Annotated in this window: 8 protein-coding genes; 2 read left to right on the forward strand and 6 right to left on the reverse strand. The window is 74.6% G+C overall.

The features are described 5' to 3' along the window. Positions 1 to 197 precede the first annotated feature (197 nt). The 5 genes from PV419_RS21035 to PV419_RS21055 form a co-directional block, all read right to left on the reverse strand. Entirely contained in the window at positions 198 to 3,812 is a 3,615-nt protein-coding gene (locus tag PV419_RS21035) for a hydantoinase B/oxoprolinase family protein (protein ID WP_319691120.1), read from the reverse strand. Further along, positions 3,809 to 5,116 (reverse strand): SGNH/GDSL hydrolase family protein, encoded by a 1,308-nt coding sequence (locus PV419_RS21040; RefSeq protein WP_319691121.1) that lies wholly within the window; start codon positions 5,114 to 5,116, stop codon positions 3,809 to 3,811. Before PV419_RS21040 ends, PV419_RS21035 begins: the two co-directional genes overlap by 4 nt. 544 nt (positions 5,117 to 5,660) lie before the next feature. Next, positions 5,661 to 6,965, reverse strand: coding sequence for a glycosyltransferase (locus tag PV419_RS21045; protein WP_319691122.1), 1,305 nt, complete (start codon positions 6,963 to 6,965; stop codon positions 5,661 to 5,663). A 34-nt stretch (positions 6,966 to 6,999) separates the two neighbouring features. Continuing rightward, positions 7,000 to 8,130 (reverse strand): glycosyltransferase family 1 protein, encoded by a 1,131-nt coding sequence (locus PV419_RS21050; protein ID WP_319691123.1) that lies wholly within the window; start codon positions 8,128 to 8,130, stop codon positions 7,000 to 7,002. A gap of 164 nt (positions 8,131 to 8,294) precedes the next feature. After that, positions 8,295 to 9,710 (reverse strand): HEAT repeat domain-containing protein, encoded by a 1,416-nt coding sequence (locus tag PV419_RS21055; protein WP_319691124.1) that lies wholly within the window; start codon positions 9,708 to 9,710, stop codon positions 8,295 to 8,297. A 319-nt stretch (positions 9,711 to 10,029) separates the two neighbouring features. Here PV419_RS21055 and PV419_RS21060 point away from each other — a divergent pair, with 319 nt between their 5' ends. Further along, entirely contained in the window at positions 10,030 to 11,565 is a 1,536-nt protein-coding gene (locus tag PV419_RS21060) for a PP2C family protein-serine/threonine phosphatase (RefSeq protein ID WP_319691125.1), read from the forward strand. 36 nt (positions 11,566 to 11,601) lie between these two features. Here the strand turns inward: PV419_RS21060 and PV419_RS21065 are convergent, their stop codons facing one another. After that, positions 11,602 to 13,122, reverse strand: coding sequence for a hypothetical protein (locus tag PV419_RS21065; protein WP_319691126.1), 1,521 nt, complete (start codon positions 13,120 to 13,122; stop codon positions 11,602 to 11,604). A 227-nt stretch (positions 13,123 to 13,349) separates the two neighbouring features. Here PV419_RS21065 and PV419_RS21070 point away from each other — a divergent pair, with 227 nt between their 5' ends. Continuing rightward, positions 13,350 to 14,441 carry an aminoglycoside phosphotransferase family protein gene (locus PV419_RS21070; protein WP_319691127.1) on the forward strand — a complete coding sequence of 364 codons (1,092 nt, stop codon included), beginning with the start codon at positions 13,350 to 13,352 and terminating at the stop codon, positions 14,439 to 14,441. Positions 14,442 to 14,629 lie beyond the last annotated feature (188 nt).

The raw sequence follows: 14,629 nt of genomic DNA on the forward strand, positions 1-14,629 counted from the left end.
GACTTTCCCTGGGCATGCGAAGGGTCTACGGGCAGCAGAAACGGCGGCATCGGCCGTGCCCGGACTCAGACGAAGAAGAGGAAAGCCATGCCCCCACCATAACAAGACGAATCGTCTCGCCTCAATGCGTGCGTGTCGCGAAGTCCGTGATCCGCAGCACCCTCGTTCATCCGGGGGTGGTGAGGTCTGGGAAGCCCTCAGCCGCGCGGCGGCCCGTAACCGCCGCCTCCCGGGGTGCGGACGACGAGCACGTCCCCCGCCCCGACCTCGGCCGCGTCGCAGCCGGCAAGCCTGTCCAGCGAGCCGTCGGCGCGCTCGATCAGGTTCGCGCCGCACACGCCCGGCTCGCCGCCCGCCATGCCGTACGGCGGTACCCGCCGATGGCCCGTCAGCAGCGCCACGGTCATCGGCTCCAGGAAGCGGATGCGCCGGGTGACGCCGTGGCCGCCGCGCCATCGGCCGCGGCCGCCGCTGCCGCGCCGCACCTCAAAGGCGTCCACGCGCACCGGGTAGCGCCACTCCAGGACCTCGGGGTCGGTCAGCCGGGAGTTGGTCATATGGGTCTGCACGGCGTCCGCGCCGTCGAAGCCGTCCCCGGCGCCCGAGCCGCTGGCGACGGTCTCGTAGTACTGCACGCGGTCGTTGCCGAAGGTGACGTTGTTCATCGTGCCGGAGCCCTCGGCCTGGACGCCCAGCGCCGCGTACAGCGCGCCGGTGACGGCCTGTGAGGTCTCGACGTTGCCCGCGACCGTGGCGGCCGGGAGGACGGGCGCGAGCATCGAGCCCTCAGGGATGCGGACTTCGAGGGGCTTCAGGCAGCCGCTGTTGAGCGGAATGTCCTCGGCCACCAGCGTCCGGAAGACGTAGAGCACCGCCGCCATCACCACCGAGCTCGGCGCGTTGGCGTTGCCCGGCTGCTGCAGTGAGGTGCCGGTGAAGTCAAGCACGGCCCCGCGCGCCGCGCGGTCCACCCGCAGGGCCACCTCGATGACCGCGCCGCTGTCCGTCTCGTAGCGGTACGAGCCGTCCTTGAGATGCGCGACGATGCGGCGGACCGACTCCTCGGCGTTGTCCTGTACGTGTCCCATATAGGCGTGCACGACATCCAGGCCGAACTGTCCGATCATCCGGCGCAGTTCATGGATGCCCTTCTCGTTGGCGGCGATCTGGGCCCGCAGATCGGCGAGGTTGGCGTCGGGGGCGCGCGAGGGATACGGCCCCGAGGTCAGCAGCTCGCGGGTCTCGCGCTCGCGGAGCCGGCCGTCCCGTATCAGCAGCCAGTTGTCGAAGAGGACACCTTCCTCCTCGATCCCGCGGCTGAAGGCGGGCATCGAGCCGGGGGTGATGCCGCCGATCTCGGCGTGGTGGCCGCGCGAGGCGACGAGGAACAGCAGCTCCGCGCCCTGCTCGTCGAAGACGGGGGTGACGACGGTGACGTCCGGCAGGTGGGTGCCGCCGTGGTACGGGTCGTTGATGGCGTACACATCGCCCGGCCGCATCGCGTCCCCGTTGCGCCGCAGCACCTCTTTGATGGACTCGCCCATGGACCCGAGGTGCACCGGGATGTGCGGGGCGTTGGCGATCAGATTTCCCCCGGCGTCGAAGAGGGCGCAGGAGAAGTCCAGCCGCTCCTTGATGTTCACGGAGTGGGCGGTGTTCTCCAGGCGCAGGCCCATCTGCTCGGCGATCGCCATGAAGAGGCTGTTGAACACCTCCAGCATCACCGGGTCCACTTCGGTGCCGACCGCCACGGTGCGCGGACGCGGCCTCACCCGGGTGAGCAGCAGATGGCCGCGCTCGCCGACGGCGGCCCGCCATCCGGGGTCGACGACGGTGGTGGCGTCCGCCTCGGCGATGATCGCCGGACCGGTGACGGCGTCCCCGGAGCGCAGGCCGGCGCGCTCGTACAGCAGGGTGTCACGCCAGGCGCCCTCGGTGAACATCCGCACGGTCGCGTCCGGGCGTGGCGCGCCCGCGCGCGCCGGCCGGCCGTCCGCGTACCCGCCCGTGGGGGCCGTGGGGCCCGCCGCGCCGACGGCCTCGACCGACACCGCCTCGGCGACGAGCGGCTTGTCCATGGTGAAGGCGTAGCGCGCGCGATGCGCCCGTACGAACTCCTCGGCCATCGCCGCGACGGTGTCCAGGGGGACGGGGAGGGCGGAGTCGGTTCCCGCGTACCGCAGATGGACCCGGGCCGAGGTGGTCACGGTCTCCTCGGGGACGCCGTCCGCGCGCAGCTCGGCGCGCGTCCGCATCTCCAGCCCCGCGCAGGTCTCGCGCACCCGCGGCAGGGTGGCCTCGCTCAGCTCCGTCTCGAGGGCCTGCTCGCGCATGGCGGTGGCGTCGGCCACGCCGATGCCGTACGCGGAGAGCACGCCCGCGAGCGGCGGCACGATCACGGTGCCCACGCCGAGGGCGTCGGCGACCGCGCACGCGTGCTGGCCGCCCGCGCCGCCGAAGCTGGTGAGCGCGTAGCGGGTGACGTCGTGGCCGCGCTGCACGGAGATCTTCTTGACGGCGTTGGCCATGTTGAGCACCGCGATGTCCAGGAAACCGGCCGCGACCTCCTCCGGCCCGCGCCGGTCGCCCGTCGCCTCCGCGATCCGGCCGGCGAGCGCGGCGAAGCGGGTACGCACCGTCTCCGCGTCCAGGGGCTGGTCGCCGTGGGGGCCGAAGACCGCCGGGAAGTGGCCTGGCTGGACACGGCCCAGCAGCACGTTCGCGTCGGTGACGGTCAGCGGGCCGCCGCGCCGGTAGCAGGCCGGGCCCGGGACGGCTCCGGAGGAGTCGGGTCCCACGCGGTAGCGCCGCCCGTCGAAGTGGAGCACCGAGCCGCCGCCCGCCGCGACGGTGTGGATGTTCATCATCGGGGCGCGCATCCGCACCCCCGCGACCTCGGTGCCGAAGACCCGCTCGAACTCGCCCGCGTAGTGGGAGACATCGGTCGAGGTGCCGCCCATGTCGAAGCCGATGACCCGGTGGTGACCCGCCTCGCCGGAGGCGCGCACCATGCCGACCACCCCGCCCGCGGGCCCGGACAGCACCGCGTCCTTGCCCCGGAAGTGCGAGGCCTCGCGCAGCCCGCCGTTGGACTGCATGAACATCAGCCGGATGCCGCGCAGCTCGGCGGCCACGTCCTCGACATAGCGGCGCAGGATCGGGGAGAGATACGCGTCGACGACGGTGGTGTCGCCGCGCGGCACCAGCTTCATCAGCGGGCTCACCTCGTGTGAGCAGCTGACCTGTGTGAAGCCCAGCTCGCGGGCCACCGCCCCGACGGCCTGCTCGTGCGCGGTGTGACGGTAGCCGTGCACCAGCACGACGGCTGCGCTGCGGAAGCCGTCCCGGTACGCGGCGCGCAGCGCGTGTGCGGTGGCGTCCAGGTCCAGCTCGCGTACCACGCCACCGTGGGCGTCCACCCGCTCGGGCACCTCGACGACCCGGTCGTACAGCGCCTCGGGCAGCAGGATCCGGCGGTCGAACAGGCGCGGGCGGTTCTGGTACGCGATGCGCAGGGCGTCCCGGAAGCCTTCGGTGACGACCAGGACGGTCGGCTCACCCGTGCGCTCCAGCAGGGCGTTGGTGGCGACGGTGGTGCCCATCTTGACGACTGCGATCCGGTCGGCCGGGATGGGCTCGTCGGGTGCCAGTCCGAGCGTCAGCCGGATACCGGCGACGGCCGCGTCCGGGTAGCGCTCGGGGTCGTGCGAGAGCAGCTTGCGGGCCACCAGGCGGCCGTCCGGGCGCTTGCCCACGACGTCCGTGAACGTCCCGCCACGGTCGATCCAGAACTCCCAGCGTCCCGTCGTCACCCCGCCATTGTCGCCCCATTTGCCCCGTCGGCCCCGTCGGCCCGGGCGGCCCGGTCGGCGTGGCAGGCGTGGTCGGCGTGATCGGTGTCGTGGGGCCGGTGGGCGGTCCGTTCGTGCGTGATCGCCGCGAGGGCGGCGCGGGTCTCCCGGCGGTCCCGGGCGTCGAGCCGGTGGCCGGTGCCCAGCAGGGCGTGGCGGCACTCCAGCGCCGCCAGCCGGAGCAGGTCGGGCAGCAGGTCGGTGCAGCGGTCCGCGACCCAGCGGGTGCCGCGTGTCGCCATCCACCAGGTGCCGGAGAGGAGCGAGGGCGGCGGGCCGTCGAGCGCCTCGGCGGGCGGGTGGCCGGTGGCCAGCCCGCGCACGGTGAGGGCCGCGTGGAACTCCCGTGCCAGCAACCGGTGTCCGAGCTCGCTCGGATGCAGCCGGTCCACGCTCCACGCCGCCCGCTCGGCGACCCAGGTGTGGTCCGCAAGGTGTACGTGCACGGCCTCGTACCGCCGGGACAGTGTGTGCACGACGGTGTTCACGGCGCGCATCCGGCGGGCCAGGGGCCGGGCGAGGGGCGTCGGCAGCCCCAGCATCCGGCCGGGGTCGGGGAGACACGCGGTGAGCACCACGGCGCCCTCGGCGCGCAGCGTGCCGATGACCGTGTCGAGCGCTTCGGCGACCCGCCGGATGTCGAACGCGGCGCGGAGGGTGTCGTTCGCGCCGGCCACGACCGAGGCGAGGTGCGGTCGGGCGGCTCGGGCGGCGGCCAGCTGCCCGTCGACGACATCGGTGAAGAGCGCACCACTGCGGGAGACGTTGACGAGCTCCACGGCCCCCGGCCGGGACGCGAGCCCGCCCGCCAGGTGCACGGCCCAGCCGCGCCACCCCCCGCCGGGCGCGGGGTCGCCCATCCCCTCGGTCAGCGAGTCGCCGAGCGCGGCGAAGCGCAGGACGTGCGGTGAGCGGTCGACGACGGGCGGGCCCGGGGTCCGCGGCCGCTGTGCGGCCGGACGGCCGCTCGGCTCGTCCGGGACGCGCACCGCAGCGGCGGGCACGCCATCGCACTCGGCGACGACGGCCGGGGCGGCCGAAGCCGGCGGCCGTGGAGAGCGCGCCGGAAGCGGGCCCACGGTCAGGCCGCATGGTTCACCGTCCTGGCCGCCCTGCTCGGCCGCCTCCCCGCCCGGCCGCTCCCCGACGGCTCGCCGTACGGAGGTACGCGACGCCACCACGACGCCGTCCGGTGGGACCTCCCGGCCCTCCTGCCCGGCCGGATCCGCCGGTCCCGGGGCGCCCGGGCCCCGCACCACGGTCATGACCGCCGCCCCGCGCGGCCCGACCCCGCCGACATCGCCCCGCGAAACGCGGGGTGGTCGGCCGTGTCTTCGGGAGTGCCTGGCCGCGTTCGGGACGCGCGCCAAAGCGGCGGCCTGTTGGCCACGCCCCGCGCGCCCAGGTCGCGTCCGGGCGGCCTTCGAGGCCGGGACTCCCCCAGCCTTCCGCCGGGAGGTCCCTTCTGCGGCTGCCGCCGCAGGGCCCGCGGCGGCAGATGCTGGCGGCGCCCCCGGGCTCCGGCCGGGAGGTGCCCCCTCCGAGCGGTGGCCGGGAGGGGGCACCCCCCTGCGGTGGCCGGTGGAGGATCGCCCTCATACGGGGCGCTGCGGTCGACATGCCTCCCCCAGCTACCGCTGGGAGGTACCCCCTGCCGCGGCGCGGAGGGCGACTCGGACAACCCAGCCGGGGGCACCGCCGGCAGCAGCTCGGAGAGCCGCAACCGGCATCGCGGGCCCGAGAAGAGCGCCCGGACAGGGCCTGCGCAGCGGACGGTCCAACGCCGGGCGGCGCCGACGCGGCCCGCGCTCATCGCGCGGTCCCGGCGGCCGGGCCGACCGGCCGGCCGTCCGTGTGCGCCCCCTGCTCCGGGGAAGCGGCGTCACCGGTTCGGCCGTGAGCGGAGGCATCGCCGCCGGAGAACAGCCCGCCGTGGGCGGGCGGCGCGTCGTGGGCCGTGAGGAACGCGGCCACCGCCTGCGGCCAGCTGTAGCGCTCGGCGCGGGCACGGGCCGTCGCGCGGCGGGTGGGCTCGGGGCGGGACAGAACCTGTTCGACGGCGTCCGCGAACGCCGCGCCGTGGTCGGCCGCCGTCGCCCCCGCGGGACCGACGATGGCCGGGAGGGCGGACAGCTCGCTCACGACGACGGGCGTACCGCACGCCAGCGCCTCCAGCGCGGCCAGCCCGAAGGTCTCCGCGGGCCCCGGGGCGAGCACGACATCCGCGCCGGCCTGGAGCGCGGCGAGCGCGCCCCGGTCGGCGACATGGCCCAGAAAGGCGGCCGGGAGCCCCTCCGCGCGGGCGCGGGCCTCGAGGCGGGGCCGCAGGGGGCCGTCGCCCGCGACCACGAGCGCCGCGCGGACGCCCCGCCGGCCCAGCTCGGCGAGGGCGTCGAGCGCACGGCCCGGCCGCTTCTCGGGCGACAGGCGCGAGCACATCACCAGGAGCACCGCGGCGCCGCCCCGGTGCCGGTCGCGCAGCGCCGGGTCGCGGTGGGCCGGGTGGAAGTGGTCCAGGTCGACGCCCAAGGGGGCGCGTACGACATTGCGCGCGCCGATCCGTACAAATTCGCGCGCCGCCCACTCCGTCGTGCAGACGACGCGCGAATACGCCCGCGAGGTGCGCCGATTCAGCCGGTCGGCGGCTCGCCTGGCGGCGGCTTCGGGAACGCCCCAGGTGCGCAGCACACCGTCGGCGCTCTCGTGGGAGACCATCACGGAGGGCACGCGGGCGCGGCGGGCCCACTCCCCCGTCCACCTCAGGGTGGTCCGGTCGGACACCTCGAGCCGGTCGGGCGCGAGCCCGTCCAGCAGCCGGGTCAGCCGTCTGCGGTCGGTCAGCACGCGGTAGCCGCCCGTGCCGGGCACCTGGGGCCCCGGGACAGTGATCACCCTCCCCTGGGGGGTGAGCTCGTCCGAGGCCTGTGCGCCCGGCACGACCAGGACCGGCTCGTGCCCGGCCGCCCGGTAGCCCGCGCCGAGCTCGCGCAGCGCGGTGCGCAGCCCGCCGGAGGAAGGGGTGACGAAGTTCGCGAGCCTGACGATCCGCAGGGGTGTGCGGACACTGTTCGGGTCGTGGGCCGACGTGCCCGCCCGCGGCGGTGCGGCGCTCATGCCCCTCCCTCCCGCCCAGTCTTGGCGCGCCGGCTCATGCGGCCACCGCCGTGCGGGCCGCGAGCACCTCGGTGTAGTGCTCGATCAGCTGGTCGCCGACCGCCTCCCAGGTGCGGCCCTGGACCGCTTCGCGGCTGGCGCCGCCGAGCGCCGAGCGCAGCCGCGGGCCGGCCGCGAGGAGGGAGACGGCGTCGGCGATCGCGGTCGCGTCACGGGGCGGCACCAGCAGGCCGGTGCGGCCGTGGTCGACCAGGTCGAGCGGACCGCCGACGGCGGGGGCGATCACGGGGACGCCGCTCGCCTGGGCCTCCTGCACCGTCTGGCAGAAGGTCTCCTGCGGGCCGGTGTGCGCGAAGACGTCCAGGGACGCGAAGACGCGGGCGAGTTCGTCGCCGGTGCGACGCCCCAGGAAGCGGGCCCCGGGCAGCGCGGCGCGCAGCCCCGGCTCGCTGGGGCCGTCCCCGACGATGACCACCCGGACTCCGGGGAGCGCGCAGACCGAAGCGAGGAGCTCGACGTTCTTCTCGGGGGCGAGCCGGCCGACGTAGCCGACGATCAGCTCGCCGCCGGGGGCGAGGGTGCGGCGCAGCTCGGTGTCGCGGCGCTCGGGGGTGAAGCGTTCGGTGTCGACGCCGCGCGCCCACAGCCGGACCCGCGGCACTCCGTGGTCATCGAGGTCGCGGGCGGCGGCGGTGGACGGGGCGAGGGTCCGGTCGGCCGCGGTGTGCACGGCGCGTATCCGGCGCCAGGCCGCGCTCTCGCCCGCGCCGAAGTACGTACGGGCGTAGCCGCCCAGGTCGGTCTGGTAGACGGCGACGGCGGGGACGCGCAGCCGCAGCGCGGCGGTCATGCCGCGGGCGCCGAGGACGAAGGGGCTGGCGAGGTGGACGACGTCGGCGCGGTGGGCGGTCAGGGCGGCGGCGAGGCGTCGGCTGGGGAGGGCTACGCGCACCTGGGGGTAGCCGGGGAGGGGCAGGGAGGCGATGCGCAGGACGGGGTAGGGGCGGGAGGCGTCGGGGTCCGCCGGGCCGTCGTGCGCTGCGGCGGGCGCGATGACGAGCGGGTGGTGGCCGCGCCGGTGCAGGTGCCGGGCGGTCTGCAGGGCGCAGTGAGCGACGCCGTTGACGTCGGGCGGGAAGGATTCGGTGACGATGGCGACACGCATACCGGTGTTCTCGGCGTACGAAGGGTGGCCCCGGCATCGTGCAGCTTTCGGGACGTGGAACGTCCCATGAGCGTTAGGCCCTGCCTCCTCCGGTCTCCGCCGGCCCGCGATCTCCGCGCGCCCTGACGCCGCGGGCTGATCCGACGCGACGTCGCGGACCCGGCTCAGTCCTCGGGGCCGATGCGGCTGCGGACCGCCGTCTGGACCTCCGCCTCCTCCGCCGGGTCGGCGGCGAGTCTGCGGAGCTGCTCGACGACGCGGGCGTCGGCGGTGGTGGCGTGCCGGGCGGCCAGTTCGCGGGTGCTCTCCTCGCAGTCCCAGAGGCATTCGACCGCGAAGCCCGCGCCGAAGGACGGGTCGGTGGCGGCCAGAGCGCGCGCCGCTCGGCCGCGGAGGTGGGAGGAGGCGGTCTCGCGGTAGATGTGGCGCAGCACGGGGGCCGCGCAGACGATCCTCAGCCGTCCGGCGCCGTCGACGAGGGTCCACAGGGCCTGGGAGTCGGGGCCTTCGGCCCGGACCGTGCCGCGCAGGGCGGAGAGCACGAGGGGCGCGTCGTACTGGCCGCCCCGCGAGGCGAGCATGGCGGCGGCCGCGGCGCCGAGGGCGTCGGGGCGCTGGGCCCCGCGCCGGGCCCGGTCGAGGGCGACGATGCTGCGCATCCGCTCGAAGGCGGCGAGGGCCCCCTGGGAGACCAGCTCGGAGGCGGAGGGGTCGGTGACGGCGGCTTCGATCAGGTCGAGCACCTCCGGGTCGCCGGTCTCCGCGAGGTGTCGCAGCGCCGCGGCACGGGCCGCGTCGGGTGCGGCCGCGGCGGCGGCGAGGAGCTCGGGCCGGTCCTCGGGACCGGCGACGGCGGCCAGGCAGCGGGCCGCGGCGTCCGGGCGGCGGGCGCCGGGCCGCAGGTCGTCCTCCTGCTGAGCCCATAGGAGGACGTCGTGAACGCTCCAGCCGGGGCGCGGGCCCGAGGGGCGCAGCTGGCGCTGCCAGCGGTCGAAGGAGCCCTGTTCCTGGGCGGCGCGCACCCGGGCCCCGTGCCGGGGGTCGTCGGCCCACAGCCGCCAGGGCCGAGGTTCGTAGGCGCCGCGCACGGCGGCGGCGAGTTCGGCGTCCCCTTCGGAGGTCTCGGGGTATCTGGCGAGGACGGCGGGGGCGAGGGCGCGCAGTTCGGGGTCCTCGTCGCGCAGGGCCAGCTCATCCAGCGCCCACTGCCAGTTGCCGCCGGTCGCGACATAGCGGCGGAGGAGGCGCAGGGCGTCCTCGCGGCCGTACGAGGCGAGGTGGCCGAGGACGGCGAGGGCGAGGCCGGTGCGCTCCTCGGCGGTGTCGATGAGGTCGTCGGGGTCGAAGAGGTGCTGTTCGATCTCGTCGAGCCCGGCGTCGAGGTCGAGGCAGAGCCGGGCGTAGTACAAGGAGCGGTTCTCCACCTGCCAGTCACGCCGGGGGTCGCGCAGCACACAGTGGTGCAGTGCCGCGAGCGCCTCGGCCCGCGGCGCCGCGAGGGCGTGCAGGGTCCCGTCGCCGCGGCCTCGCTGGAGGAGGCCGAGCAGGGTGCCGCTGGGCGCTATGTCTGGATCGAACATGAGGTCAGCATCCGGTGCGGGGGGTTCGCTGGCAACGGGATTTCCGTCGATCGGCATTCTTGCCGGTGTCCAGGCGTGATATGCGCGATGAACGTGGATCAACGCCTTGGACCATGAGATCCCGAGCGCCGCAGCCTACCTGGAACAGTCGATTCCACCGAACCGCACCGACTTGCCCCGGACAGCCACTGGCATATGCCACAAGCACCACCGTATCGGGTATTGCCAAACCGCTTACGCAACGTCGCAGCCTGTGCAAGAGTCGTAACCGGTCCCACCCTCACGACCCGGCCACGCCGTGCCCGTATCGGAGAACGTCATGCCGCCCCCCCGCTCCGCGGACCATTCCGCAGCCCAGCCTCCCCAGCCTCCCTGGGACACGGTCGACGCGCTCATCTCGCAGACCCGGCGGCTGCGCGGCGGCGTCGACGCCGTCCGCCGGGACACCACGGCGGACATCGACCATACGGACGACCCCCAGCTGCGCTGGCAGCGCGCGCTGTGCGATCTGGCCGTCCATCATCTGGACGACCTGGGCCACCATCTGGACCAGCTGCGCGAGGGGCTGCCCACCGACCCGGCCGAGGCCGAAGCGCCCTCGGAGGTGGAGACGGCGACAAATGGGGGGCCCGGCGCACGCTCCGCCCCCGAACCGCCCCCGCCGCCGGGCTCCGCCTACGCCACGCCCGCGCGGGACGCCGGGCCCCAGGGGCACGGCTCGCTGCTGAGCCGGGTCGGCAGCGCCGAGTGGGACCTCCTCACCGACGCCGTGACCTGGTCCGACGAGCTGTACCAGATCTTCGACCGGGCCCCCGAGGACGGCGGGCTGACCCTGGACGAGCTGCCCTCCTGGGTGTTCTCCGAGGACCAGCCGACCCTGACGGCGCTGGTCACCGACTGTCTGGTCGACGGCAAGCCGATCGACGGGGAATTCCGCGTCGTGCGCGCCGACGGCGTGGTGCGCACGGTCCACATGTCGGGCGAGCCCGTGCTCGACGACGACGGCAGCACCGCGTCCATGTGGGCCGTGCTGCGGGACGTCAGCGAGCTGCGGCGCAGCGAGCGGGCGGTGCGCGAGACCCGTGACTCGCTGCGGCGGCAGCGGCACATCGCGCAGACCGAGCGCCGGGTGGCGGTCGAGCTGCAGGAGGCCGTGCTGCCCGTGTGGCGCGGCTCCCCGCGGCTCTCCCCGGGGGGCGCGACCGCCCTGGACCTCGCCGCCCACTACTTCCCCGCCTCGACCAGCACGCAGATCGGTGGCGACTGGTACGACGCGCTCGAGCTGCCCGACGGCCGGACCCTGCTCAGCGTCGGCGACCTCACCGGCCACGGCGTGGCCGCCACCTCCGGCGTGGCCATGCTGCTCGGCGCGGTGCGCGGCATGGCGGTGGCCGGAGTGGAGCCGGGCGCCCTGATGGGCTGGCTCAACCAACTGCTCGACGCCTCCGCGCAACCCGCCCTGGGCAGCGCCGTGTGCGGCCGGTACGACCCCGTCACCCGCACCCTGGAGTGGGCGCAGGCCGCGCACCCCGCCCCGCTGCTCTTCCGCGACGGGACGGGGCGCGCCCTCCAGCCACCGGAGGGTGTACTGCTCGGCGCCACGCCGGGCGCGACATACACCCAGCACGGCGAGCGGCTTGAGCCCGGCGATCTGCTGGTGCTGCACACCGGAGGGCTCTGGCCGTTCGGCGCGGATGCCGACGGTGACGTGGGGGCCGAGCGGCTGCTCGGGCTCGCACCGCGGTTCGCCACCGCTCGCAGCGCACAGGAGTGCGTACGGGCCGTGGTGGAGGCGTTCGAGGACGAGCGGCGTGAGGACGACGCGTGCGTTCTGATCGCGAGGATCAGCTCATAGCGCGTCAGCCGATCGCGCGGGTCTGCTCGTAGCGCGTCAGACGACGGCCGTTCTGCCGTCGCCGCCCGGTGTTCCGCCGCCCGGTGTCTTCGAACCGGAACCCTTGGGCCCCAGCCCTTTCGGCGCCCGGTGCTCGATCTCCTCGCGCAGTCTCTGGATATCGAGGCGCGTGGAGTACCGGCCGGTGAGCCGGTACATCTCGCGCAGCCGGTCCCAGGTGCGGTGGGAGGAGTTGTGCTCGATGGTCAGCAGGGCCAGGCGCGCGTACTTGTCCGCCTGCTCCGGATCGTCGCCGAGGAAGCACGCCGAGGCGATCGAGATGTGGTCGAAGATCTGCGACCGGTCGCGGCCCTCCTCCCGCATCCGCAGCCCCTCCTTGGCATGCTGCTGCGCGACCGCCGCGGCACCGGACTCATGCTCCGCGAGCGTGCGGTAGACCAGCCCCTCCATGCCGTGCAGATCCGCCTCGTTGAACAGCTGCATCCAACTCGGCGGCGGCACATCCCCCTTGTCCGAGACGAACAGCTCCTCCGCCTGGCCCAGGGTGCGGCGCACCGCCTGGCCGTGGCCCATCGACGCCTGCGCCCAGGCCTCGATGGTGCAGAACATCGCGCGGGTGCGGGGCAATACCTCCTCGCCCGCACCGGACTTGGCGAGTTTCATCAGATCGAGTGCGTCGTCCGGCCGGCCCAGGTGGACCATCTGCCGGGCGGCGCGGGACAGCGCCTCGCTCGCCCGGGGGCGGTCGCCGCCCTCACGGGCCGCGTGCGCGGCGATGAGGAAGTACTTCTGGGCAGTGGGCTCCAGGCCCACATCATGGGACATCCAGCCGGCGAGCACGGCCAGATCGGCCGCGACGCCCCACAACCGGCGCTGCAGCGCCGGGGGGTGGCGGTAGGCGAGCATCCCGCCCACCTCGTTGAGCTGGCCCACCACGGCCTTGCGCTGCAGTCCCCCGCCGCGGGCGGCGTCCCAGGCACGGAAGATGTCGACCGAGTGTTCCAGCGCGTCGATCTCCTGGGAGCCCACGGGGGCCGCCTCGTAGCGGTCGAAGCCGGCGAAGTCCGCGGACAGCGGATCGTCGGCACGGGGGGCGTCGGTGGCCAGAGTCGGGTCACTGTGCAGCCAGTCGTGCATGGCACCGGTGATGGCTGATCCTGCGGCGAGCGCTGCGCCCGCACCCACCAAGCCGCGTCGGTTGAACATAAGGTCCATTCCCGTGAATTCGGTGAGGACCGCGGCCGTGGACTCGGGCGCCCAGAGCAGCCCGTCCGCGGACTGCCCCTTCCCCGCGCGCCCCTGCCGTGCGAACCCGAGGTCCTCGATGGTCACGACTCGACCGAGGCGCTCGGTGAACAGGGCGGCCAAAACCTTGGGCACGGGATCGCGCGGTATCTCACCGGTGTCGATCCAACGCCGCACCCGCGAGGTGTCGGTCGCCAGCTGCGGATGGCCCATGGCCGCCGCCTTCCGGTTCACGAGCCTCGCGAGTTCCCCCTTGGACCAGCCGGCGAGGCCGAACAGGTCCGAGAGACGGGTGTTGGGTTCCCTCGTCACGTCAAGCCCCCAGGTTCTCGGCTGACTTGACAGTAACCGGCCTGTCACGGCCCGTGCGACTATTCGCCAGGGTTCGCCAGGGTCCGCCAGATGGTGTGCCACCCGCGGGCGGGTGTGGTGTAGGACCGCGCCACCCGGCCCGGCGGACCGCATTCCCCAGGGTGCGGTCTCACCCCGGGGCCGGGAGGCGCGCGACTCGTCGGCACGCGAAGGGATCTGTATTGTCCATGTACGCAGCATCGTCCTCCGTGTCCGCCCCACCCCGGCCGTACCGTCGGCAGCCGCCCGGCGCCGGGCCGTTCCTGGATCCCGCCCTCGGCGGGCGAGCGAGGCGGGCCCCGGGCCCCGGCCCGCTGAGCGGGAGACTCGACATGTCCGGCCCGCAAGGAGCACAGCTGCGCACGGCGATCGCGTCGGTCCACCGCATCTGTCCGGAGTTCAACCCCGTCCAGGTGCTCCGGCGCAGCGGGCGGTCCGTGCTCCTGGTCGGCACCACCGGCCGCAGCACCGCGGTCGCCAAGTGCCTGTTGGACCACTCCCCGGCCTGGGCCGAGCGGTTCCGGCGGGAAATAGCGATGTACCGGGCGTTCGTACGCCACCGGCCGCCGGTCCGGGTGCCCCGGCTGATCGCGGCGGACCCGGACAACTGCACCCTGGTCATCGAGCGGATGCCCGGGCGCGTGGCGGCGTCCCAGCGCCACCCCACCGAGCCGCCGCCGCGCGCCGATGTGCGGGCCGCGCTCGGCGCCATCTGCCGGATCAATCTGTGGCGGCCGCCCGCCGATCTGTTCGACGCGCCGATCGACTACGCGGCCCGGCTGACGCGCTACCACGAGCTCGGGCTGCTCACCGACCGGGACATGGGCGATCTGCGCAAGCTGCTGCGCGGTCTCGTGCACACCTCCGGCCGCCAGAGCCAGTTCTGCCACGGCGACGCATTGCTGAACAACATCCTGCTCTCGCCGGCCGGGGCGGCGCTCATCGACTGGGACCACGCGGGCTGGTATCTGCCCGGGTACGACCTGGCCACGCTGTGGACCGCGCTCGGGGACGCCCCGGGGCCGCGGCGCCAGATCAGCCAGCTGGCGCAGGCCGCGGGGCCCGACGCGCGGGACGCCTTCCTGGTGAATCTGATGCTCGTACTGACGCGGGAGATCCGTCAGTACGAAACCGCCGTGCAGCGCACCATGCACGACCCCGCCCCCCTGGCTCCGGGCGCGGTCGGGGCCGGTGAGGAGCAGCGTCTGCTGCTGCGTCGCCTGCACGACGACTGCTCCCTCGCACGGCGCGCCGTGCGGGCCGCGGTCGGGACCCGTTGAGCCGCGGGGGCGCGTCACAGGTCCAGACCAGTGACGCGCCGCAGGCCCGTCCGCCCGTGCCGGGCAACCCGAGCTCCAACAAAGGGGCGCAACCGCGGCACGGGCGTTGACGTGCGAACACCTGGGCGGGCGAGCATGATTGACGGATCGCCTGGCACCGGATACCTCTAGGTGGGCTCGGCCGTGCA

The organism is Streptomyces sp. ME19-01-6 (assembly GCF_033793745.1).
Lineage (GTDB): Bacteria > Actinomycetota > Actinomycetes > Streptomycetales > Streptomycetaceae > Streptomyces.